17 protein-coding genes and 3 pseudogenes are annotated in these 23,862 nt (G+C 36.2%); 16 read left to right on the forward strand and 4 right to left on the reverse strand.

The annotated features are described in order from the left end of the window. Positions 1-160: 160 nt before the first annotated feature. Both AC4GZ8_RS03255 and AC4GZ8_RS03260 read left to right on the forward strand, forming a co-directional pair. The gene (locus tag AC4GZ8_RS03255) at positions 161-547 is read left to right on the forward strand and encodes a hypothetical protein (RefSeq protein WP_491080362.1); all 387 of its coding nucleotides are present in this window, start codon (positions 161-163) and stop codon (positions 545-547) included. Positions 548-560: 13 nt separating this feature from the next. Further along, positions 561-1,925 (forward strand): sigma-54-dependent Fis family transcriptional regulator, encoded by a 1,365-nt coding sequence (locus AC4GZ8_RS03260; RefSeq protein WP_491080363.1) that lies wholly within the window; start codon positions 561-563, stop codon positions 1,923-1,925. Between the two features lie 195 nt (positions 1,926-2,120). Here the strand turns inward: AC4GZ8_RS03260 and AC4GZ8_RS03265 are convergent, their stop codons facing one another. Continuing rightward, the gene (locus tag AC4GZ8_RS03265; RefSeq protein WP_491080364.1) at positions 2,121-3,056 is read right to left on the reverse strand and encodes a metallophosphoesterase; all 936 of its coding nucleotides are present in this window, start codon (positions 3,054-3,056) and stop codon (positions 2,121-2,123) included. A gap of 35 nt (positions 3,057-3,091) precedes the next feature. Beyond that, positions 3,092-3,958 (reverse strand): endonuclease/exonuclease/phosphatase family protein, encoded by an 867-nt coding sequence (locus tag AC4GZ8_RS03270; protein WP_491080365.1) that lies wholly within the window; start codon positions 3,956-3,958, stop codon positions 3,092-3,094. A 1,268-nt stretch (positions 3,959-5,226) separates the two neighbouring features. Here AC4GZ8_RS03270 and AC4GZ8_RS03275 point away from each other — a divergent pair. The 12 genes and pseudogenes from AC4GZ8_RS03275 (at position 5,227) to AC4GZ8_RS03330 (ending at position 19,330) form a co-directional block, all read left to right on the forward strand. After that, positions 5,227-6,165 (forward strand): ArsR/SmtB family transcription factor, encoded by a 939-nt coding sequence (locus AC4GZ8_RS03275; RefSeq protein ID WP_491080366.1) that lies wholly within the window; start codon positions 5,227-5,229, stop codon positions 6,163-6,165. A 266-nt stretch (positions 6,166-6,431) separates the two neighbouring features. Further along, the gene (locus tag AC4GZ8_RS03280; RefSeq protein ID WP_491080367.1) at positions 6,432-8,192 is read left to right on the forward strand and encodes a glycoside hydrolase family 2 protein; all 1,761 of its coding nucleotides are present in this window, start codon (positions 6,432-6,434) and stop codon (positions 8,190-8,192) included. 23 nt (positions 8,193-8,215) lie between these two features. After that, positions 8,216-10,009, forward strand: coding sequence for a glycoside hydrolase family 2 protein (locus AC4GZ8_RS03285; protein WP_491080368.1), 1,794 nt, complete (start codon positions 8,216-8,218; stop codon positions 10,007-10,009). 198 nt (positions 10,010-10,207) lie between these two features. After that, positions 10,208-11,461, forward strand: coding sequence for an extracellular solute-binding protein (locus tag AC4GZ8_RS03290; protein WP_491080369.1), 1,254 nt, complete (start codon positions 10,208-10,210; stop codon positions 11,459-11,461). Between the two features lie 114 nt (positions 11,462-11,575). Next, positions 11,576-12,508: a carbohydrate ABC transporter permease gene (locus AC4GZ8_RS03295; protein WP_491080370.1), complete on the forward strand. Its 933-nt coding sequence runs from the start codon at positions 11,576-11,578 to the stop codon at positions 12,506-12,508. Between the two features lie 12 nt (positions 12,509-12,520). Then, positions 12,521-13,360, forward strand: coding sequence for a carbohydrate ABC transporter permease (locus AC4GZ8_RS03300; protein WP_491080371.1), 840 nt, complete (start codon positions 12,521-12,523; stop codon positions 13,358-13,360). A 32-nt stretch (positions 13,361-13,392) separates the two neighbouring features. After that, positions 13,393-13,815, forward strand: a complete 423-nt coding sequence (locus AC4GZ8_RS03305; protein ID WP_491080372.1) for a hypothetical protein — start codon at positions 13,393-13,395, stop codon at positions 13,813-13,815. Between the two features lie 75 nt (positions 13,816-13,890). Beyond that, positions 13,891-14,013, forward strand: coding sequence for an HAD hydrolase-like protein (locus AC4GZ8_RS03310; protein WP_491080373.1), 123 nt, complete (start codon positions 13,891-13,893; stop codon positions 14,011-14,013). 209 nt (positions 14,014-14,222) lie between these two features. Next, entirely contained in the window at positions 14,223-14,912 is a 690-nt protein-coding gene (locus AC4GZ8_RS03315) for a response regulator transcription factor (RefSeq protein ID WP_491080374.1), read from the forward strand. Position 14,913: 1 nt separating this feature from the next. Then, positions 14,914-15,918: pseudogene (locus AC4GZ8_RS03320) on the forward strand (sensor histidine kinase). A 149-nt stretch (positions 15,919-16,067) separates the two neighbouring features. Further along, a complete protein-coding gene (locus tag AC4GZ8_RS03325; RefSeq protein WP_491080375.1) occupies positions 16,068-16,751 on the forward strand; it encodes an ABC transporter ATP-binding protein in 684 nt (227 codons plus the stop codon). Beyond that, positions 16,748-19,330, forward strand: coding sequence for an FtsX-like permease family protein (locus AC4GZ8_RS03330; protein WP_491080376.1), 2,583 nt, complete (start codon positions 16,748-16,750; stop codon positions 19,328-19,330). The genes AC4GZ8_RS03325 and AC4GZ8_RS03330 overlap by 4 nt, the downstream gene beginning before the upstream one ends. Before the next feature lie 149 nt (positions 19,331-19,479). On the opposite strand, the pseudogene AC4GZ8_RS03335 reads toward AC4GZ8_RS03330, so the two are convergent. Continuing rightward, positions 19,480-19,631, reverse strand: a pseudogene (locus AC4GZ8_RS03335) (transposase); the annotation flags it as partial. 64 nt (positions 19,632-19,695) lie between these two features. Further along, positions 19,696-21,180 (reverse strand): aldehyde dehydrogenase family protein, encoded by a 1,485-nt coding sequence (locus AC4GZ8_RS03340; RefSeq protein ID WP_491080377.1) that lies wholly within the window; start codon positions 21,178-21,180, stop codon positions 19,696-19,698. A gap of 776 nt (positions 21,181-21,956) precedes the next feature. Here AC4GZ8_RS03340 and AC4GZ8_RS03345 point away from each other — a divergent pair. Both AC4GZ8_RS03345 and AC4GZ8_RS03350 read left to right on the forward strand, forming a co-directional pair. Next, positions 21,957-23,237: pseudogene (locus tag AC4GZ8_RS03345) on the forward strand (DUF2075 domain-containing protein). A gap of 4 nt (positions 23,238-23,241) precedes the next feature. Continuing rightward, positions 23,242-23,580 carry a nucleotide pyrophosphohydrolase gene (locus tag AC4GZ8_RS03350; protein ID WP_491080378.1) on the forward strand — a complete coding sequence of 113 codons (339 nt, stop codon included), beginning with the start codon at positions 23,242-23,244 and terminating at the stop codon, positions 23,578-23,580. The last annotated feature ends 282 nt before the right edge of the window (positions 23,581-23,862 follow it).

Consider the following 23,862-nt stretch of genomic DNA (forward strand, 5'->3'; position numbering starts at 1 on the left):
TATAGAGCCACTTTTTATGATGAGTGGGTATTAAACCTGTCTACTTTCTGAACAACAAACTGTCCTATTTTAGGACAGTTGTTCATTCAAACTTGGAAATATTTACCCAAATAGTATAATAGACTTAGAGTAAACGTTACTATTTAAAGGGGGACAAGCAATGCCACTAGTGAACCTTGTTGAGCGGGTTGATATAATTGACCGTTCTTGGAAGCGTTGTCAAAACTTTGGACTTTCACCCTCAGACCCTATGGATGACTCAATTTTAACCGGTAGTGCCTTACAGGAGGTATTAACTGCAAATCAGTCGATGATTCGGCACGCAACATTCATTTTAGAAAACCTTTATCCAGCCATTCACTCACAAGGACTCGTCACGGTGATTGTTGATCGAAATGGAACCATTATTCACAAAGTTGGCCAGCTTGATCGTAATGAGACGATCGATTACTTGCCAATTGGTTCCAATTGGTCTGAAAAAAGAAAAGGCACTAATGCGATGGGACTCGCCATCTACGAAAAAAAAACCAATCATTACACACGCTGAGCACCATTTCTACGTGAAAAATCACTTTCTTACCTGTGCAGCAAGTCCCATTTATTCTCCAACTGGCGAGTTAATTGGTGCAATTAATATTAGTGCAAAAAAAGAGATGTATCACCCATTTATGATTTCCTTAACAACGACGCTGGCCGAAAGTATACAGACCCGGCTGCTGCTAGACCAGACTAAGCAAGAAAAGGTGTTAGCATTAAAAGAACTTGAGGTAACATCAAACTTATCAACCGTTCCGCTTCTTACCCTTGACCGTGAAAATACGATTATTCGTGCCAATCAAGCAGCCCGTTTTATTTTAGGAGAAAATTGCATGGGGGATGAGTTTCATGTCGCAAAAGGATACTCGGTTGAGGTCATCTCAGATCAATCACAAAACATTCACAGCTCCGTTGTTTCTTTAAACAAAGCGAACAAGGAGGACGAGACGGCAAAAAAACTATACACCACCTTAGATATCATTGGCTCTTGTCCCAAAATAGAAAAGGTTCGAAACATGATAACAAAGGCGGCTGTTTTTGATTACCCTGTCATTATTTACGGGAAAAGTGGGACAGGAAAAGAACTTATTGCACAATCATTACATAGCAATGGCTCACGATTCGGGAAACCATTTGTCGCTGTAAATTGCAGCGCGATCCCAGAAAACCTTATCGAAAGTGAATTATTTGGCTATGAAAAGGGGGCATTTACAGGGGCGAATCACAAAGGATCTCCAGGAAAATTTGAAGCAGCAAACGGCGGAACCATCTTTCTCGACGAAATTGGCGATATGTCCTTAAAGGCCCAAGCGGCTTTACTCCGTGTCTTACAAGAAAGCATGGTTACACGAGTCGGCGGTGTCAAAGTCATCCCGATTAACACAAGGGTTATCGCGGCTACAAACAAAAACTTACGTGAAGAAATAAAAGCAGGGCGCTTTCGAGAAGACTTGTATTACCGCCTTAAAGGGATTTTCATTACCGTCCCGCCGCTGAAAGACAGAACCGACATCCTTGAATTAGCCGACCATTTCATTCATTCATTAGACCATTCATCAGTCTCATTATCGGATAAAGCAAAGCAAAAAATCCTAGCCTATCATTGGCCAGGAAACATCAGAGAACTTAAAAGTGTCCTCATCCAAGCCTCCTTTTTGGCCGTAGGAAACGAGATTAAGGCGGATGATTTACACTTTGAAGATGTGTATGAACAGCAAACTCAGCAAATAGAAATGGTAGAAAAAAAACCGTCTTCACTCGGACAGACGGAAAAAGAGGCCATCACCCAAGCGCTAACATCTGCTGGATGGAATATAAGCAAAGCTGCGAGGATATTGAAGATTAGTCGAAATACGCTGTATCTTAAAATGAAGAAGCATGGGTTGTGAAGCGAGGGTACGGTTAAAACTGGTGAAAAAATCGATTTTGAATAATGTTTTCTCAAAATAAAGAATGAGTTATTGCAAATTGGATAAATGCTTCGAATTTGAAACAGAAAGAGGTGTCGATATAGCAGAGGTAGAAGGGCGGCTCTTTACTTCCTTAAAGGAAGCAAAAAAGCCGTCCCTATGTTTACCTTCCTACTATTGTATTTTTAAAATGCGATCTGTTTCACGGCCATAACCATCGACTTCCAATCGATCCTTGTATACGCGAACAATTGAGTAGGAATTTGTGTCATCGGTTTCGACCATACCTTTGAGGTTTACATAGTGAATTCCGTTTTTCACTCCATAATTGCCTGCGTGATTATGTCCATTGAAATAAGCAACGACATTTCCGGCTGCTTCTAGTTCTGCTATTACTGCTTCATCATTCCAGACATTGTGGTTATTTTCAGGGTAAACAGGCATGTGGGACAATACCACAACTTTTTCTTGGCTTTGTGCCGCTTTTTTCAGAACTCCGCGAAGCCATGTTAACTGTTCCTCGCTGACCCCGCCATTCCAAGTTTGAGCATTGATTTCATTATTAGCCTTTAATGAATTGTACATCTCTTGGGCTTGTTGGTATTTATCTGAACCTTCTGGGTTCGCGTAAAGGCTAAGGTCATTGGTATCAAGCACAACAAAGCGCCAGTTTTTGTATTTGAAATCATAATATTGGTTCGGCATATCAAGTATATCGACCACTTCGTCTGTTGTCACAGGGAAGTCGTGGTTGCCAAGGACATGATACTTCGGACCTTCTATAGAATTGTAGATTGGAAGAATATCAGAGAAGCTGGAAAGGTTTCTGTCGATTAAATCACCCGTTTGAACAGTAAAATCCACTTCTTCACTGTTAAACGTTTGAACGGCGTCCATCAGCTTGTCCAATGAATTAGTATAATAGCGCGTACCATTTATTTCGCAGTCACAATACTGGGCATCTGGAACAATTCCAAATTCGAATTTTGGCTTTTCTTCTTCTTTTGCAAATGCGGCTGTAGTGGCTGTAATGGCCATCCCAAGTACAGCCGTCGCCGTTAAGTATTTCAATTTGGTTCCAAGTCCTTTTCTTCCTTGTTGCTCATTCAACATAATAATTCTCCTTTCTTTATCACAAGTAATCATTATTTATTTCCGTTTACATATGGCTGCTCACGGTCCAATACGATTTCAGCAGTGATTGGAAGATGGTCTGAAGCCAAGCTTTGAATCACTTCGGTATTCACAGTTTCAATGTCATTTGATGTAAAGATATAATCGATTCGTTTTGTAGGATTTTCGGCAGAATAAGTAAATGCTGTCGGCTGATCTGCAAAAACATCAAGATAATTAGCATACATGGCTTTCATTTCATTGCTTTCTGGAGTAGCGTTTAAATCTCCTAAAATCACTTTTGGTCCTTCTGATTGGTTAGCAATTTTGACAACCTCATTGATTTGAATTTCGCGTTCAGCAGATGTTAACGCTAAGTGAGTGTTATAAAAATGCAAATGATTACCCTTCACATTGATTGTTGCTTCTAACAGACCGCGCTGCTCTGTGTTTCCGATTTTTGTTAAGGAATGATTTTCAGATGCTATGATTGGGTATTTACTTAAAATAGCTGTTCCATATTGACGACGTTCGTCTCCTTCATTTAAAGGTTCATAGTCAAGGTTTGCTGCATATGTATAAAACATGCCTAGACGTTCTGCCAATAATTTTGCCTGGTCTTGAAAATCACTGCGGCTTGACCAATGATTGTCCACCTCTTGTAAGCCAACGATATCTGTATTGGATTCTTCGATGATTCTAGCAATCCGTTCTAAGTCTAAAACATTGTCTTCCCCAACAGCGTGGTGAATATTAAAGGACATCACTTTAAGCTTTACCGGTTCACCATGTTCCAAGGCAAAGGTGTTATTGCCTAAGCATAAAACCAGCAAAAGAACCGCTATTGCACCGAGTAAATTCCATTTCCTGCCTTTTCTCCGTTTTAATCCAACCACCATTCATTACCTCCTTAAGAAATTTTGATTACCATTTGATGCTAACAGATGAAAATAAAGCCTTTATTGATTTAATGTAAAAAAGGAATATAGGTTTTATTACATGTATGTTAAGCTAAGTCGTATATCCTGTGTATATATTCCTAAGGGGAGGGGGGATTGGTATGGCTATACCTGTAAGGATAAGCTTTAACATAGATGGGGGTTATTTAATAGATTCAAACGTAGCTAAAAAAGTTACTCGCTTTCTATGATTGTGAATCTTCTTTTTTGTGGAAAAAATCTAAGCCGATAGATTTCCCAGAAAAAAAGTGTGGTTACTTGCAATACCAATATCAACAAAGGAGTCTTTGTTTACAGAAAAAGAAGGAACATAAGCTCTGGAAGATAGAGGATTCCTACACATTTAAAGCAAGCAGAAAGAGAAGAGTTAAAAAAGGGCAGCAGAACTAAAAAACCGTCCATGAAAAAGCTTAAAGGGTTCCGGTTTCGGGTTAATGGAACAAATGGCATTTGCTATAAAACTATTTCTTCTATTTTTTCGAAGAGATTTGACCTTCATCGGCTTAATGAAGACCATTTCCTCTGATTTTCTGAAGGGATTATGTCATCATCGTCTTGATGAAGACCATTTCTTCTGATTTTCTGAAGGGATTATGTCATCATCGGCTTAATGAAGACCATTTCCTCTGATTTTCTGAAGGGATTATGTCATCATCGGCTTAATGAAGACCGTTTCCTCTGATTTTCTGAAGGGATTATGTCATCATCGGCTTAATGAAGACCATTTCCTCTGATTTTCCAAAGGGATTTGGTCATCATCACTTTTATGAAGACCACTTTTCTTCGTTTTCCAAAAGCGACTTGGTCTTTATAGGTCTTATAAAGAAAACTTACCATATGCTGTGACTTTTTACATTTTAATATACCAATTGCTCGGTCTAAACTTTTGTCATATCGGCTTTAAATTTCAGAAAAACACCTCAAAACGGAACCATTTAGTAAAAGCTTATGGTAGTATTTGCAGGTTTACAGTATCATTTACTTTGACTACTTTTATCCATGTTTTCAAAAAAAGTTAATTCTTAATGGATCCTAGTTACACTCCTAATAGAAAGATAAACCATCTTTCAAGTAAAAATGACTAGTTTAATTCAAATATTTTGTTTGAAAAGCCGATTTATTCAAGTTAAAATATGTATTAATACAAAAAAGTTGTTTATATTGAGGTAAATAATTATGTTTTTGTTGGTTTAGGATTGGGGTGGAGAATGACTATGTTAGAATTATCGATTAATAAACCAAGTGATCTACAGAAGGTTGCTCATGCATTATCATCAGAAGTTCGCTTAAAGATTATCTATTTGCTAAACAAAGGAACCATGAATATTCATGAGTTATCAGAAAGCTTAGATAAACCTGTATCTACAATAGCTGCACATGTAAAAGTTCTAGAAGATTCAGGGTTAATTTTGACTGAGCTAAGGCCGGCAACGAGGGGCGCTATGAAGGTTTGTGCACGAAATTTCGATGACATACATATTCAGTTAAATGCCGTAAAAGATCAGGCAAAAGACAATAAATATTATGAATTAGAGATGCCGATAGGACAATATGTTGATTTTCATGTTTCTCCTACATGCGGCATAGCTGATCATGATGGAATTATTATTCCTGAAGATGAACCTGTTCATTTTTACAGTCCTCTTCGAATAAATGCTCAATTAATATGGACAAGAAAAGGATATTTTGAATATAAATTTCCGCTTGCCATTCCATCAGAAACGAAGATTAATGAAGTGCTAATCTCATTAGAAATTTGCTCAGAGGCACCAAATTATGACCAGAATTGGCCTTCAGATATAACCGTATGGTTGAATGGTGTTGATATTGGTACCTGGACAAGTCCCGGGGATTATGGTGATCGTCCTGGTAAACTTAATTCAACAGCATGGGGGGAAACGACAAGTACTCAGTATGGGGTATTAAAAACGTGGAAGGTAACAAATCATAAAACAACGATTGACGATGTTCATTTATCTGATATTAAGATCAACGATTTACATTTGACAGATCATCAATTTTTAACTTTTCGGATAGGCATCAAGGAAGATGCAGTTCATAAAGGCGGGTTTAATTTATTTGGCAAGGAATTTGGTGATCATCCTCAGGATATTAAATTAAAAATAACTTTTAATAATAACAACTGAATCTTAAACTCTGGACAAACGTTTGCTTTTGTCTAACACACTGAATCCATCTATTTGATGGATTTTTTTGTTGAAAAATTATCAACAAATATTTACTAAAAAATGGTTGACTATTCTGAAATGTAAGCGTATTCTAAAAATTAAATACAGATAATTTGTAATTAAACAGATTATCTGTAATAAACGCAACATGAATAGTATATACCTTTCTGTATGAAGTGGTAAGTACTTACTTTTTAAATCTTAAGATAAAGGAGTTAAATGACATGACAACGATAAATATTCCAAGAAAGGAATATCCGCGACCACAATTTGAAAGAACAGAATGGATCAACTTAAATGGTGAGTGGAATTTTAAATTTGATAAGGACAATAACGGTGAGAAACAAAAATGGTACAGAAATACGGAAGTTTTTGACAAAAAAATCATTGTTCCTTTTACATATGAAACAAAAGCTAGCGGAATTGGCGAAGAAGGTTTTTGTCCAAATGTTTGGTATCAAAAAAGAATAACGATACCAAGTGAATTTGAAAGAAAGAAGATTGTACTCCATTTCCAAGCAGCTGATTATGTAACAAAATGTTGGGTAAATGGCAGCTTTGTCGGTGAACGAAAAGGTGGTCAAATCGCATTTTCTTTTGATATTACGAACTACGTAAATGAGACGAATGAATTAAATATTGTGGTCAAAAATGAAGATAGTCAAAGCTGTTTTCAGCCACGAGGAAAACAAAGATGGTTGGACAATAATTATGGGTGTTGGTACGTTCAAACGACGGGGATTTGGCAAACTGTTTGGCTTGAGTTTTTGAATGAAGCCTATGTTGAATCGGTAAAAATCACACCTGATATAGATACAGAGTCAGTAGAGTTTTCCTGCAAAATTGCAGGAAACGTTGATTTTGACTTAATTTTGAAGACATCTATTTCTTATAAAGGTCAGCAAATAAAGGTGGTTGATCAATCTGTAAGCCGTTCGAACTTAACACTGTCAATAAATATTGCAAGTGAATTTCACCCTTGGAGAGTAGTTCATTGGAGTCCGCAAGCTCCTAATTTATATGACGTCGAATTTACTTTATATAAAGATGGAGAAATCATAGATAATGTAAAATCTTACTTTGGGATGAGAAAGATTTCAATAGAGAACGGAAATATCTTGCTTAACAATTCACCGCTATATCAAAAACTATTACTAGACCAGGGATATTGGGGGGAATCACATCTAACGCCACCTTCTGAAGAAGCAATTATTGAGGATATTGAGAAAACGTTAGAAATGGGTTTTAACGGAGTAAGAAAACATATGAAGGTAGAAGATCAACGCTACCTTTACTGGGCAGATAGAAAAGGTCTTCTTGTTTGGTCGGAAATGGCTGCAACCTATGAATTTTCAGATGAGGCCATTCAAAACTTCACAGAGGAATGGATAGAGGTTGTGAAACAGCAATATAATCATCCAAGTATCATTACATGGACACCTTTTAATGAATCCTGGGGAGTGAAAAATATCTTTACAGATACAAAGCAACAAAAGTTTACTGAAGGAATTTATCATCTTACAAAAGCCATTGACAGTATGAGACCTGTTATTGTAAATGATGGTTGGGAGCATACCGTTTCAGACATAATCACTTTACATGACTATGTAGAATATGGTGATGAATTCGCAAGTCGTTATTATGATAAAGAAAAAGTTGTGACAAACAACATCGCTTTCAATAAACATAAACATGCAATGGCAAAGGGCTATAAATATCAAGGGCAACCAATCATTATCAGCGAGTATGGTGGAATTGCATTTAATTCAGAAAAAGGATGGGGCTATGGGAATCAAGTGAAGAGTGAAGAGGATTTTCTGCATCGCTTTGAATCTATTACACAAGCAATTAAAGATTCACCATATATTAGCGGCTATTGCTATACCCAAATAACGGATGTTCAACAAGAAGTGAATGGTCTTTTAGATGAAGAAAGAAATCCAAAAGTAGATGTAAATAAAATCAGAGAGATTAATAGCAAATAATTTCAACTAAGGAGACTAAGAGAATGGATCGACATGAATACCCAAGACCTCAGCTAGTAAGAAATGATTGGCTTAATTTAAACGGAGAATGGGAATTTGAATTTGATGATCAAAATATAGGGTTAGAACAAAAATGGTATTTAGGTAAATCGAAATATACAAAAAAGATCAACGTACCATTTGCATATCAAACAAAACGCAGCGGTATTAACGATCCCAGCTTTCATGATTGGGTGTGGTATCGCAGGGAGTTTGAAATCCCTGAATCAATGCTTAACAAGCAAATTCTCTTGCATTTTGGAGCTGTAGATTATCGAGCGATGGTTTTCGTCAACGGTAATTTAGTAGGTACACATGAAGGGGGACATACGTCATTCTCCTTTGATATTACAAACTATTTAATAGAAGGAAGACAATCAGTTGTTGTAAGAGTAGAAGATCCATCCGAAGACGAAACCATTCCTCGAGGAAAACAATTTTGGGTTGAAAAATCCGCTGGCATTTGGTACACAAGGACAACTGGAATATGGCAAACAGTATGGATCGAAGCTGTGAATAAGACTCATGTGAACAAATTAAGATTTACTCCTGATATTGACAGTGGAGAAATTTCAATTGAAATTGAAGTTTCTGGTGAATACGTAAATAAAGACATTGAAATTGCGATTAGTTTTAAAAATGATCATGTAGCAAATGAAACGGTGAAAATTCATGAGAGTTATACGAAAAGATCTATTAATCTCTATAATCGTAAGATATTTAGAACTGGTTTCCATGGTACTGGTTGGAACTGGTCACCGGAAAATCCAAATTTATTCGATGTAACCATTCGGTTGAAAGAGGGAGAGATTGTACTCGATGAAATGACATCCTATTTCGGTATGAGAAAAATCCATACTGAAAATGGGATGGTGTATCTAAACAACAAACCGTATTATCAAAAATTAGTACTTGACCAGGGATACTGGCCGGAAGGTTTACTAACAGCACATACCGATCAAGACTTTAAAAAAGATATCGAATTAACAAAAGAAATGGGATTCAATGGTTGTAGAAAACATCAAAAGGTTGAAGATCCTCGATTTCTGTATTGGGCAGATCAATTAGGCTTCTTAGTATGGGGAGAATGTGCAGCTTCTCCTTGCTATAGTGAAGATGCTGTTGCTCGTTTAACGAAAGAATGGATTGAAATCATTGACCGTGATTACAACCATCCATGTATCGTTACCTGGGTTCCGATTAATGAAAGCTGGGGAGTTCCGTCTATTGCAAATAACGATCAGCAACAGCACCATTCGTTAGCATTGTACCATCTCATTCATTCACTTGATAAAACCAGGATAGTGGTTTCAAATGATGGGTGGGAAATGACAAAGACAGATATTTGTGCGATTCACAATTATAATCATGGTCACAAAGAAGAAGTGGAAAAATATAATGAATTTCGTCATTCACTATCAACTGCCGATCATCTGCTTCATTCAAAACCAGCTGGAAGAGGAATCTATGCACAAGGATTTCATCACTGTGGTGAACCGATTCTCTTAACGGAGTTTGGAGGAATTGGGTTTAAAGTTGGAGATGAAAGTGGTTGGGGATATACTTCTGTATCAAATGAAGAAGAGTATATTGCTGATTATGAAAGAGTGATGAAAGCTGTATATGAATCTCAATCATTACATGGTTTTTGTTATACACAGCTTACAGATGTTGAACAAGAGATTAATGGACTTTTGACATATGACCGAAAACCAAAATGTGATTTAAAAGAGATTCGAAGAATAAATGACATGTGGCATTTAAAGACTGTTAAGTAATCTGTTCGACTATAAGCAGCTAATTCAACCTGTTTATTCTCTTTTGACTGGAATCAAAATTGATTTCAGTCAAGAGATAGATATAAATCAGAAGTATGGTTTTGAAAAAATGAAAACGCTTTAATTAAAGGGGAGGGATGGAAGTATTTTTTATTTTCGGTCTTAGTTTAAAAAATAATCATTTCAGGGGGTAGAGTCATGAAGAAAAAAGCAGTATCAATGATCTCAATACTATTAATGTTTGTTATAGCATTATCTGGTTGCAGTTCATCAAGCTCTGGTTCAGCTAAAAATGAAATTGTTTTTTGGAATGTATTTACAGGTCCTGATGGTGAAAATATGAAACAAATTGTAAATGAATATAATAAGACAAATCCAGAATTCAAGGTAAAGAATGTATCCATTGCTGCAGATGATATGTATGCAAAAATACCAACTGTCGTAAATTCTGGAAAAGGAATCCCTGATTTGACCATTGTTCATGCTGAAAGAATTAAGCAGTTTGTTGAGAATGATATGTTATCACCATATGATGATTTATTGGCTGACTTTCCTGAAATAAACGAGAAAAACTATGTACCAGCAGGATGGGGCATTGGAGACATTGATGGTAGCAGATACAGCGTTCCATTAGATGTTCATAGTTTTGCCATGTATTACAATAAAGAGTTACTTGAAAAATATGCACCAAATGCTCTTGATGATAACGTTATTACATTTGATGAAATTAGAGAAGCAGGAGAAGTTTCCAAGAATGACGGTATTGTAGGCATGGGGATAACTTGGACTCGGCCAATGTTCTTATCGATATATAACCAACTAGGTGGAGATATTACAAGTGATGGTGAAACACCGACCCTAAATACTCCAGAAGCGAAAGAAGCATTAGAACTTTTAAAAGGCTTAATTGATGACAAGATTACGAATAAAGATGGAGAAGATCCTGGTCAGTTATTTAAATCTAATAAAGCGATCTTCTATCCAGAAGGGATTTGGATGCAAAATAGCTTAAAGGAAGTGAAAACATTAGATTGGGGCTTAACTAGTTTCCCGCAAGTTTCACCTGATAAAATTGTAAACTGGACATCATCACACCAATTCGTCATGTTAAAAGATGAAAACCGATCTGAAGAGAAAACAAAAGGGATGATGGAATTCCTTAATTATATTAGAGAAAACTCACTTCCGTGGGCGGAAGCAGGACAAAATCCGGCTGCGCTATCAACCCTAGAAAATCCAGAATTTAAAGAACTGCCACATTCATTCTTAATAGAAGACCCTAAATTGCAAGAGTCACTTAAAATTTTTGATTATAAATATAATGGCTTTGTCGCTGAAGAGATTGATAAATTAGTTGGAGATGCAATATTTGGAAAGATAGATATTGATACAGGACTGGAAAAAGCTCAAAAAGCAGTTGAGGATAAGATTACAGCTAATAATAAAAAATAACTTTACTCTACTAAATTGTCATGAATGTCTTGCTATAAAACTACTGAGAATTCCTTATTTCAAAAGTAAGGAATTCTCTCTCTATTCGATAACAGAAGAATAGGAGTTAATATGATGATAAATACTGGCACAAATAAGCAAGTTAATATGTCCACATCACTAGCGGGAAATACGAGTAAAAAACGGGTAAATCTCTCTCCATATCTTTATATAGGACCTCATCTCATTTTATTCGGCATCTTTTTTCTATTTCCAACTATATTTGGAATTTACATTTCATTTACCAATTGGGACCTAATTGGAGAGCCTAAGTTTATAGGGTTTGCAAACTATAATGAAATTCTGTTTAACAAGGATTCTACCTTTTATGAACAATTGCGCATAGGTTTGGGAAATACATTTAAATTTGTTCTTTTTACAGTACCTGCTTGTATTATTGTTCCGTTGCTCTTAGCTGCAGGGCTAAATACTAAACCTAAAGGGTTAAAGTTTTTTCAAGCATTATTTTACATGCCGACGTTATTTTCAGTTTCAGCCGTTATGATTATGTTTTCGATGTTATACAGTGTTTCATTTGGGCCAATTAATTATTACCTAAATAGTGATACAAACTGGCTCTCAACACAGCCATATGCATGGATTACATTAGTAACGGTAACCGTATGGTGGACAATTGGGGCAAATATGATTATTTATCAAGCAGCACTTAATGGTATTCCAAAGGATTTATATGAAGCTGCCTCTATTGATGGAGCAAATAGTGTTCAAAAATTCTTTCGAATCACTATACCTGGGATAAGAGCTCAAATCTTATATACAGTCGTTATTACGACGATCGCACAATTTAATGTTTATGGGCAGCCACTCATGTTAACAAATGGTGGACCAACAAGCTCAACAACAGTACTGCTCATGTACATTCAAGAAAATGCATTTGGTTCTGGAATTTCAATTGCCGGTATTGGGTCAGCAATGGCTGTCATTCTTGGGATTTGTATTATGGTTGTCTCTGCCATTCAATTCTTCTTTTTAAGACAACGTGATTAGGAGGTGCTTACCATGGAGAAAAGAAAACTTTCTAAAACGATTTCATTACTTTTTTTAATAATGATGTCATTTATATGGATTGTCCCGCTTTTGTACACTGTGTTTTCTTCGTTCAAAAGTGAAGTGGATATCCAATCAAACGCTTTTACAATCTTGCCGATTAATTGGGTCATCGGCAACTATCAGGATGTTCTATTTTCGAACACAAGTGCTCCAGTGGCGAAGTGGTTTATGAATTCAATGATCATTTCAGTGGTGCAAACGGTTCTAGTATTAGTCCTTGTATCATTAGCCGGTTATGGTTATGCACGAATGAAATTTAAGGGAAGAGATGCTATTTTTATCTTTTTAATGGCAACGATGATGTTCCCAGCGGTAGTAAACCTTATACCACTCTACAAAATTGTTGATTCACTAGGATGGGTAAACAATTATTTGGCTGCCATTGTTCCTGGGACTGCTGGAGTCTTTAATATCTTCCTTGTAAGACAGTTTATGCTAGGAATTCCAAAGGATTTTGACGAATCTGCCCGTGTGGACGGTGCTTCTGACTTTCAAATTTTCATTAAGTTAATCTTGCCTCTTATTAGACCTGTATTAACAGTCGTAGCATTGTTTACATTTACCGGGGCATGGAATGACTTCCTTTGGCCATCGATTGTGTTTAATGATGTAGAAATGATGCCAATTACACCAGGATTACAATTGCTTCAAGGTATGTATGGTTCACTTGAGGTTGCCCATGCTTTAACTGGGGCACTGATTGCGATTGTGCCAACATTTATTCTGTATTTATTTACACAAAAATATTTTATGGAATCACTCTCCTTATCATCAGGGGTTAAAGGGTAATGAGGTAAAACGTGCTAAAAGGAGGTTAAAGGGTGAATAGAAAGCTAGAAAGAAGATTAGTAATGATCGGTTCTATATGGCAAATAACATCAGGTCTTCTTACCATTTTTCTTTATGCATCTTATATTAAAACTGAAGGATTAAAAACGTCATACACTTCCATTGCTAACCTTGAGGCAGCACAGTCTGTCTTTGGTAGCTTGTATATGTTCTCTGTTTCATTTGGGATGATATTTGTTATTCTGGGAATCCTCAACTTTGTTGTAGCCAAAACATTAAAGGATGATCAAACGGAGGTTAAAAAACCGATTTGGTTTATCCTAGTAGGTTTAGCCTCTTACTTTGTGATGGATATTTTAGCGTCTATTCTGTTTTTATCCGCAGGCATTTTAGCACTAGCTAAAAATAAATCAATATCAAAGCTCCTAAACTATCAATTGGAAAAACAGCCATAATCATTTAAACTTCTATTTTTTCCACGACCGGGTTTATAAAAATCAGTAGTCAGATATTTTGTAAACCGAAAAGTATTGAAGATAAAATGGAGCTTAACCAAACCGGTTTATATCGGGGACAATTATGAAAAAGATATGATCGGAGCAAAACAAGCAGGATGGCAGGCCGTCTGGATGATACATCTGCACACCGGATAAAGAAGGACAAAGAATTATTATAAAAAAAGACTTAGACCCTTTTGTTAGGAATCAGTGATTGTTATGCTGGTTCCTAACTTTTTTTGTGTTATTCACATCAATTTTATCTAATTTAGATTAGATGCATTTCCTCTTGTATTTTCAAAGTGAATTTCTGGTACTATAATGAAGGAGCTGAATTGTAAAAAATCAAGAAAAAGGTGCTATATATGAAAATATTACTTGTCGAAGATGATAAGACGATTGCAATGGGATTGGATTACTCATTGAAACAAGAAAAGTACGAAACGGTTGTTTGCTATGATGCCGAGAAGGCAAAGAAAGTGATTGAGCAACAGTTAAATGAGGTGGATTTGTGTTTGTTTGATTTGTCCTTACCAGATGGAAGCGGCTATGAGTTATGTGAGTTAGTGAAAAAAAGTGCAGATAAGCCTGTTATCTTTTTAACTGCTTTAGATGATGAAGTGAATGTTGTGATGGGGCTTGATATGGGAGCGGATGATTATATAACAAAGCCATTTCGTATCCGTGAGTTATTCTCCAGGATTAAATCAGTGCTGCGCCGTTACAATAAGCAAACAAGAACACAACCCAAAAATATCTTTGACATCGATAATATCCGGATCAATACACTAGAAGGAAAGGTTTATAAAAATGGAGAGGAAGTGCTCCTTACTGCGTTAGAGTATCGTCTTCTATTAATCTTTGCAAATCATATTGGACAAGTCCTCACTAGAACACAATTGCTTGACCGGATTTGGGACGTAGCAGGTGACTTTGTGAATGATAATACATTGACGGTTTACATAAAAAGATTGCGTGAAAAGCTAGAGGACGAGCCGCAAAGCCCATCAATTATAAAGACTGTACGTGGAATGGGCTATAAGGTTGGTGACTAGGATGATACGAAACAGAGAGATTCAGATTTTTTTACTTGCTTTAATCATGATAACGTTACTAGCAACGATCTCTGCTTTTTTTCTTATTTCTGGACAAGCAGCCACATTGGTTTTTCTAACCTCAGTCTTTCTTATCGGGTGTAGTCTATTTTTTACAAAATGGAGATACAGGGAAATCGAAAAGTTATCGGGTTATTTACGTAAAATCTCAAGCGGTAACTATAGCCTTGATGTTCGAGATAATTACGAGGGTGAACTTAGTATTTTAAAGAGTGATATTTATAAAGTTACATTGATGCTGTCTGAGCACCGCTCATTGTTACAACAGGATAAAGTGAAGTTAACGAGTGCTATATCAGATATTTCTCATCAGCTAAAAACACCATTAACGTCAATGATGGTTATGGCAGATCTTTTAGGTGACACGAAACTTGATGTAGCAAGACGAGAAGAATTTACAAATAATATTCGAGTGCAGCTCGAATGAATTGAGTGGCTCGTATCTTCATTATTAAAGCTTTCCAAAATTGATGCTGGAACGGTTCCTTTTAAAAGGGATCATGTTTTAGTTTCAAAATTACTAGAGCAGGCCATTCAATCTGTTTTAGTGCCTATGGATATTAAGCAGCAAACTCTTAACGTGATTGGCGATAAGGAAGTATCATTTATTGGTGATTTCAACTGGACGACAGAGGCGATCATAAATATCTTAAAAAACTGTGTGGAACATACACAGGATGGCGGCAAGATTTCTATATCTTTTTCAGAGAATGCACTTTTTACTGAGTTGATTCTATCTGATAATGGCAACGGAATTTCAAAAGAAGACCTACCATATATATTCAAACGGTTTTACAGAGGAAAAAATGCTGAAGAAGATAGTGTTGGCATTGGATTGGCAATGGCACACAGTATCATCAAAAGTCAGCACGGTAACATTGAAGTTAAAAGCGAAATTGGAAAAGGAACACAATTCACCATTAAATTTTATAAACAGGTTATATAGTGGGACATGGGGACAGGTCTCGTGTCCCAGAGGGACAACGAACCTGTCCCCATGTCCCAATGTGAATAAATTGTCACTTTGGAAGTCACTTTATTGTCATTTTAGACAGATATACTAACCGTAAGATGAAAAACATGGAGGAAATCATAATGAATATTTTACAAATTGAAAATCTGTCTAAGGTATATGGCAAGGGGGATACAGCCGTAAAAGCACTAGATAATGTATCGTTTTCTGTGAAAAAAGGAGAGTTTGTGGCGATTATTGGTCCTTCAGGTTCAGGGAAGTCAACGCTACTCCATCTCCTTGGAGGTGTAGATCGACCTACTAGTGGGAAGGTATTAATTGATAATACCGATATTTATAACCTGAATGAGACGCAGCTAGCGATTTTCAGAAGGAGACAAATCGGGCTTATCTATCAGTTTTACAATTTGATTCCGATTTTAACAGTTGAAGAGAATATTACCCTGCCAATGCTGTTGGATGAGCATAAGGTAGATCCAGACCAAATGAAAAAGATTATTACGACCTTAGGTTTAGAAAACCGGTTAAATCATTTACCTAATCAGCTTTCAGGTGGTCAGCAACAGCGGGTTTCAATCGGACGTGCTCTTATCAGTAATCCTGCCATTATGTTAGCGGATGAGCCAACTGGTAACTTAGATAGTAAAAATAGCGGTGAAATCATTGAACTTCTAAAAATGTTCAATAAAACGTATAACCAAACACTAATTGTGATTACACATGATGAACGAATTGCCTTACAAGCCGACCGTGTGATTTCAATTGAGGACGGAAGGATAGCCAAAGATGAGGTGATTCGTCCATGAACATTATCAATAAATTGACAATACGACACCTCAAGGAAAACAAGCGAAGAACACTTGTCACCATTATTGGAGTCATCATTTCTGTTGCCATGATTACAGCCGTGGCAACCCTGGGTGTATCATTTTTAAATTTAACCATCAGGGAAAATATCGGACAAAATGGTGAATGGCATGTTAAATATCAGAACGTGAATGTAGAACAAATCGAAGCAATTGAAAAGGATAAAGAAACGGAAAAGGTCATGTTGTCAAGGGATCTTGGCTATGCCCACCTGCCAGATTCTAAAAATGAAAGTAAGCCCTATTTTTTTATAAAAGAATATAACACCAGTGCATTCGAGCAATTTCCAATTGAATTATCTGAAGGCCGTTTACCCCAAGCTGAAAACGAACTTGTTATTTCTGAGGAGATTGAAAAGAATGCGAGTGTACGGTATGAGATTGGTGACCAACTTACTCTTGATATCGGAAAACGTGTTAATAACAATCATGAGGTACTTGACCAGACGTATGGTTTGACCATAGACGAGAATGGAGTAGCTGAAGACCTCAAGATAAAATCAACAAAAACCTTTACCATCGTTGGCACGATTAAACGTCCAACATGGGAACCTTCATGGGCACCCGGCTACACAATCATAAGCTATATAGATAAAAGTTTAGTGAGCAATAACGAAAAAGCAGATGCAGTCGTAGTGTTAAAAAAAGTCCAAGGTTCACTATTTAAGCACGCAGAAGAACTTGCTGAACAACATAACATTGAATCCATTAGCTATAACACTGAATTACTTCGTTTCTACGGTGTAACGAAAAATGATCATTTACGTATGACATTATTCTCACTTGCAGGAATTATCATGGCCGTGATTATTGTTGGATCAGTGGCACTCATATATAATGCGTTTGCGATTAGTGTTTCAGAACGTTCTAGACATTTGGGTATGCTTGCGAGTGTTGGGGCTACTAAAAAACAAAAACGAAATTCTGTGTTTTTTGAAGGAGCCATCATTGGCGCGATCAGTATACCAATTGGTGTCCTTGCAGGAATTGGCGGAATTGCGATCACATTTGCGTATATTAACTCTTTTCTGCAACGAGCACTAAATACCACTGAAAAACTACAGGTAGTCGTAACACCGGGTTCGATTATAGTCGCTTGTGTTGTATCCATTATCACTATTTTTATCTCAACATATCACCCGGCAAAAAGAGCTTCGAAAGTGTCAGCAATTGATGCACTGCGCCAAACACAGGATGTAAAACTAACACGAAAAGCTGTCAAAACATCACCCCTCGTTCGCAAATTATTTGGTATAGAAGCTGAAATTGGTCTAAAAAACTTAAAACGGAATAAACGGAGATATCAAGCAACCGTGTTCTCATTGGTTATTAGTATTGTCCTGTTTTTAGCTGTGTCATTTTTTACAGATAATATTAAAAAATCATTGGAACTATCTCAAAATGATATTAGCTATGATATTCAGGTGTATGGATCTGGACATAGTTCAGTAGATCTAGCACCCTTTACAAACCTTGACTATATAACAAATTCGATTCTGATTGATGAAGTGAATGTAAATGCCATGATCGATGTCGAAATGACTTCAAATGAAATACAGAAACTCATAAAAGAGGATGATTCAAGTGTTAAGGACGGGAAATATCCTTATTACGCAACCATACATGGATTGGATAAAGATAGTTTTAGAGAATACGCAAATCGTATTGGAGCAGATATTGAAAAATTGAAAAATGCCAATCCGTACAGCGCCATTATCATTGAACGAATAAAATACGAAGATCCTGAATCCGGTAAATTCATTGAAACAAAGACCATTAATAGCGAAGTTGGTCAAACGTTAGATTTATATGCTTTCAATTATGAAAGTAATGAAGAAATGCAATTTTTGAATAAGGTTGAAATTGCTGCATTAACTGACCAAGTTCCAATGGGTGTTCACCCGGCTAGTTTAGGCGGGATTGATATCATTGTCACTCAAGAAACCTTAGAAAAACTTGCAGGTACAAAATTACAAAGAGAAATCCAATCATACTTGTATATGAAATCCTCTGATCCAATAGGCACTCAGAAAGCATTGGACGAAGCACTGCCATCTAATATATATGTTTATAATGTATATGAAAGAAGACAAGAACAAGAGCAAATGGTCCTTCTGTTGTCAGTATTCACATACGGATTTATTACATTGATTTCATTAATATCAATTGCCAATATCTTTAATACCATTTCAACAAGCATCACACTCCGTAAACGTGAGTTTGCTATGCTGCGTTCAGTAGGTATGACACCAAAAGGGTTTAATAAAATGATCAACTACGAAAGTATCTTTTATGGAATGAAGTCATTAACATATGGACTCCCAATTAGCGGCGCTGTTATGTATTTAATGTACTTGGGACTAAATCGAACATTCGAATACGGCTTTGCTATCCCATGGTTGAGCGTAGCTTTCGTTATCGTCATCATCTTCCTTATTGTCGGATTGGCGATGCTTTACTCAATCAAAAAAATCAAAAAAGAAAATATTATCGATGGTTTGAAGCAGGAGAGTATTTAATCGAAAAGAGCCACAAACCAAGCCTAGTACAATGGAAATATCCAAATGGCTCCAAATGTTGAACCGTTAGCTCCAAATAGCGAGAAAGGTGAACTTGAGGTTACTCACATTCACCTTTCTCTATTTTTGATGTAAATTCTTCTATTACCTTAGTTGCTGGCAGTGAATTTTCTTACATTCACTGCCATTAACGCAAGGCCCATTTCGTTATCTACCTTTGATTTTCCACGGACAAAAATCCAGTAAAACGCAAATTAGCCTTCAAGAATCCAAAAGCTGGCTCCACATCGATTTTGCGTTTCTTTGTATATAAAAAATGGCAATGTTTGAAGAAACATTGCCATTTTCATAAATCATTCATTTGCTTATTTCTTAGAAATCCAAACGCTCTTAACTTCCGTGTAGTTGTTTAAAGCGTAAGATCCCATTTCACGGCCAATACCCGATTGCTTGTAACCGCCAAATGGTGATGCAGCATCAAAGACATTGTAGCAGTTTACCCATACAGTTCCCGCACGAAGGTTTTCCGCAATATAGTGGGCTTTTGCTACATCCCTTGTCCAAACCCCGGCAGCTAGTCCATATTCACTATTATTTGCACGAGCAATCAGATCATCAATATCATCATAAGGCATAGCTGAAATGACTGGACCAAAGATTTCTTCTTTCGCAATCGTCATTTCATCATTCACATTTGCAAAAATAGTAGGAGATACGAAGTAACCTTGTTCATATGGTTTTGTTCCACCTACTAATAGTTCAGCACCTTCATTTACCCCTTTTTCAATATAGCTTAATACCCGGTTTTGTTGTTCTGTCGAAACAAGTGGACCAATTTCTGTATCAGCGTGGATTCCTGATCCTTGTTTAATTTTTTCTGCATGACTCACCATGTCTGCCACAACATTATCGAATTGTTTCTTTTGAACGAACACGCGAGATCCAGCACAGCAAACCTGTCCTTGGTTAAACATAACCCCGTTTAATGCACCAGGAATGGCTTGTGTAAGATCTGCATCAGGTAAAATGATGTTCGGAGATTTTCCTCCTAATTCAAGTGTGACTCGTTTTAACGTTTTAGAAGCCTTTTCCATAATGAGCTTTCCAACTTCAGTTGATCCTGTGAAGGCAATTTTATCTACTTGCGGATGATCGACTAGCGGTTGACCTGCCGTCTCACCAAAACCAGGAACAATATTTAGAACACCTGCCGGGAATCCAGCTTCTTGAGCTAATTCTGCTAAGTATAGGGCAGATAAAGGTGTTTGTTCTGCAGGTTTTAATACGACTGTACAGCCAGTTGCTAAAGCAGCTCCCAGCTTCCACATTGCCATTAATAATGGGAAGTTCCAAGGGATAATCTGTCCAACTACACCAACAGCCTCATGGCGGGTAAAGTTAAAATACGGGCCATTGACAGGAATGGTTTGGCCGACAATCTTTGTCGTCCAGCCTGCGTAATAACGCATATGTTCTATAGCTAAAGGAATATCTGCATTCGTTGTTTCTCTAATTGGTTTACCATTATCTAATGTTTCTAATTGCGCTAAATCATCTTTATGTTCTTCCATTAAATCTGCCAGCTTGTACATTAAGCGGCTTCTCTCAGCAGTTCCCATCTTAGACCATGGACCTTCATCAAAGGCTTTGCGAGCAGCTTTAACAGCTAAATCGATGTCCTCAGGCCCTGCTTCAAATACATGTGCTAGCACTTCACCTGTAGCTGGATTATATGTCTCAAATGTTTTTTGAGAAACACTTTCCACAAACTCTCCATTAATAAAGAGCTTCTTCTTTCCATTCAGAAACTTTTCTACTCTTTCTCTTAATTGAACTACTAATTGGCTCATGCTATTCCTCCTCATGATTTGTATTATGTAATGGTCGACACAAGAAAAAATAAGTGTCAAAATATTACACTTACAAAACTAGTTTTACATAGTAAGAGGAAGAAGTGCAAGGGAAACGCTTCCAAATATTTAGATATAATTTGACAAAGGAATAGTGGATTGGTGTCAGTTACCATCGAATTTTGTGGAAGTTGATAGAAAATTAGATTAAGTACCGTCCCTCTGTTTCTTATAAATAGAATTAAAATTTTTGAGTGGTCAACTAATTGTTTGTTATAAAAGGTATATTGGTGGCAGTCAAAAAAAGAGTTATTAGTCAAATAGTGATATAATTAACAATACCTTGCCACTTTTGGCAACTTTTTCATTGCGTTTAGGAATGTAATTTTAGAAATGATATCAAGGTGGTATATATGTCAGAGGTAGAGATTGTTACTTGGCCTTTTCAAGAAGAAAGCTTAAATCAACTTAATAACAGGGAATCGTATTTAAATTATCCAGTCATTTATTTATTGAATAATGCGTAGGAAGCATATATTGGTGAGACAGTTTATTTTAAGAAACGGATGCGTGCACATTTGAAGACATCTGAGCGACAAAAGTTGGATCAAATGCATCTAATTAAACATGATAAGTTTAATCGTTCTGCGACATTTCATTTAGAAACAAAGCTAATCAATTATTTTTTAGGTGATGAACGGTACAAACTTCAAAACAAAAGTAAAACGACGAATGAATTTTCTCATAATTATCATAATAAACCATATTTTGAACAGATGATTTTTAAGGATATATGGAAAGAACTTGTTACAAAAGGTGTTGTTACACATGAACAACACGTTATCGAAAATAAGGATATCTTTAAATTGTCACCTTTTAAAGAGTTATCATTAGAACAACTAGATTTAAAAGAGAAGGTTATACAATTTTGTGAGGAACAGGTTAAATCCGAGCGAAATGAATTTGGTAGTTTGTTTGTCGTAAGAGGAGAAGCAGGTGTTGGAAAAAGCGTTGTATTAAGTTCCATATTTAATACATTACAGGAATACACGAAAGAGGTATCATCACCGTTTTATCATACTGAAAATTATTTAGTTGTAAACCATGAAGAGATGATCAAGACTTATAAAGGGATTGCGTCACAATTAAAGTATTTAAAAGCGAAAAATTTTGTTAAGCCTACTCCGTTGATTAATCAACTAAAGAAAAAAGATAGGAAAGTAGATATTATATTAGTTGATGAAGCACATCTACTTTTAACACGTTCAGATACGTATAATAATTTCCATGACCAGAACCAGTTAGAAGAATTACTAAAGCTTGCGAAAGTGGTCGTAATGGTATATGACGCTGATCAAGTATTGAAGTAAAAATGCCTGTGGCAAGAGATTACACTTGAAAATTTAATTTCAAAAAGTACACATGCTGATTTTTATGAGTTATCGAATCAATTTCGTATGCAGGCGAATGATTCAGTTATTGAATGGATTAACCAATTCAAACAAAAACGATTATTACCACTTCCTGTTGACGAAAATTATGAATTTAAAGTATTTAGATCACTTAAAGAAATGCATGAAGCGATTAAAAAGAAGAACGAATGCTTTGGATTAAGTCGTGTCGTATCAACGTTTGATTATTTACATAAAAAAGATGGAGACATTTATTATATTAAGGAAGATAGAGGCAGCTATCAAATACCATGGAACATAACTGACAGTAAGTACACTTGGGCAGAGAGAGAATCCACAGTAGAAGAAGCAGGTTCAATTTATACGATCCAAGGGTTTGACTTAAATTATGTTGGAGTAATATTAGGCCCTTCAATAACTTACGATGAAGATAAAGATCAATTGGTCGTAAATATTGATGCATATAAAGATGTTGGGGCTTTTACTGGTACAGAAGGTATAGAAAATGTAGAAGCAGCAAAGGAACGAATTATTTTAAATTCAGTCGATATTCTTATGAAGCGAGGCATAAAAGGACTTTATTTATATGCTAGTGATGAGGCGTTACGAAATCGACTTCTAAAATTTCAAGAACATAGTAGGTGAAAATATGAGTGAACTCAAACGATTAACAGAAATGGTATTAGCATTTAGAGATGAGCGTGATTGGCAACAGTTTCATAACCCAAAAGATTTAGCGTTATCACTTTCATTAGAAGCAAGTGAATTACTTGAGAATTTTCAATGGAAAACAAGTGAAGAAGCTCTGGAAAAAAACGTTGAAAATATAAAGGATGAACTAGCTGATATTGTCATTTATGCTTTATTATTTGCAAATGAAACTGGTATCGATCTTGTGGAAGTTATCGAACAAAAAATTCAGAAGAATATTGAGAAATACCCAGTAGAGAAAGCATATGGCCGTAATACTAAATACACTGAGTTTTAAAAAGGGATTCAACTTCCGCGATATCCATATATAAATTATTGCCAGATTTAAATCCTTGTCAAAATCCTTAGTAAATAAGGGTTTTTTCTTTTGTCTTCGAGAGTGAGTTCGTATTTAACAGCACAAGTATGAACAGTTGGAATATTCACAGTGAGTAACAACAGGTTTTCTAAGAGTAAAAGAAAAAATTCTATAAAGATAATTTCATCAAACCTTGAGATTTCGCTCAGAAAAATTAGGAAGGAATTCACTGAGAAAGAAGAAGCTACTGTTTTAAATCGA

The organism is Metabacillus sp. RB-C-LZQ-3-1, assembly GCF_058315175.1.

Bases quoted from the DNA above. Each gene is read 5' to 3' on its own strand.
- AC4GZ8_RS03330 (WP_491080376.1), top strand. From the start codon at position 16,748: ATGAACATTATCAATAAATTGACAATACGACACCTCAAGGAAAACAAG.
- AC4GZ8_RS03285 (WP_491080368.1), top strand. From the start codon at position 8,216: ATGGATCGACATGAATACCCAAGACCTCAGCTAGTAAGAAATGATTGG.
- AC4GZ8_RS03350 (WP_491080378.1), top strand. From the start codon at position 23,242: ATGAGTGAACTCAAACGATTAACAGAAATGGTATTAGCATTTAGAGAT.
- AC4GZ8_RS03315 (WP_491080374.1), top strand. From the start codon at position 14,223: ATGAAAATATTACTTGTCGAAGATGATAAGACGATTGCAATGGGATTG.
- AC4GZ8_RS03290 (WP_491080369.1), top strand. From the start codon at position 10,208: ATGAAGAAAAAAGCAGTATCAATGATCTCAATACTATTAATGTTTGTT.
- AC4GZ8_RS03300 (WP_491080371.1), top strand. From the start codon at position 12,521: ATGGAGAAAAGAAAACTTTCTAAAACGATTTCATTACTTTTTTTAATA.
- AC4GZ8_RS03270 (WP_491080365.1), bottom strand. From the start codon at position 3,958: ATGGTGGTTGGATTAAAACGGAGAAAAGGCAGGAAATGGAATTTACTC.
- AC4GZ8_RS03280 (WP_491080367.1), top strand. From the start codon at position 6,432: ATGACAACGATAAATATTCCAAGAAAGGAATATCCGCGACCACAATTT.
- AC4GZ8_RS03275 (WP_491080366.1), top strand. From the start codon at position 5,227: ATGACTATGTTAGAATTATCGATTAATAAACCAAGTGATCTACAGAAG.
- AC4GZ8_RS03325 (WP_491080375.1), top strand. From the start codon at position 16,068: ATGAATATTTTACAAATTGAAAATCTGTCTAAGGTATATGGCAAGGGG.
- AC4GZ8_RS03295 (WP_491080370.1), top strand. From the start codon at position 11,576: ATGATAAATACTGGCACAAATAAGCAAGTTAATATGTCCACATCACTA.
- AC4GZ8_RS03255 (WP_491080362.1), top strand. From the start codon at position 161: ATGCCACTAGTGAACCTTGTTGAGCGGGTTGATATAATTGACCGTTCT.
- AC4GZ8_RS03340 (WP_491080377.1), bottom strand. From the start codon at position 21,180: ATGAGCCAATTAGTAGTTCAATTAAGAGAAAGAGTAGAAAAGTTTCTG.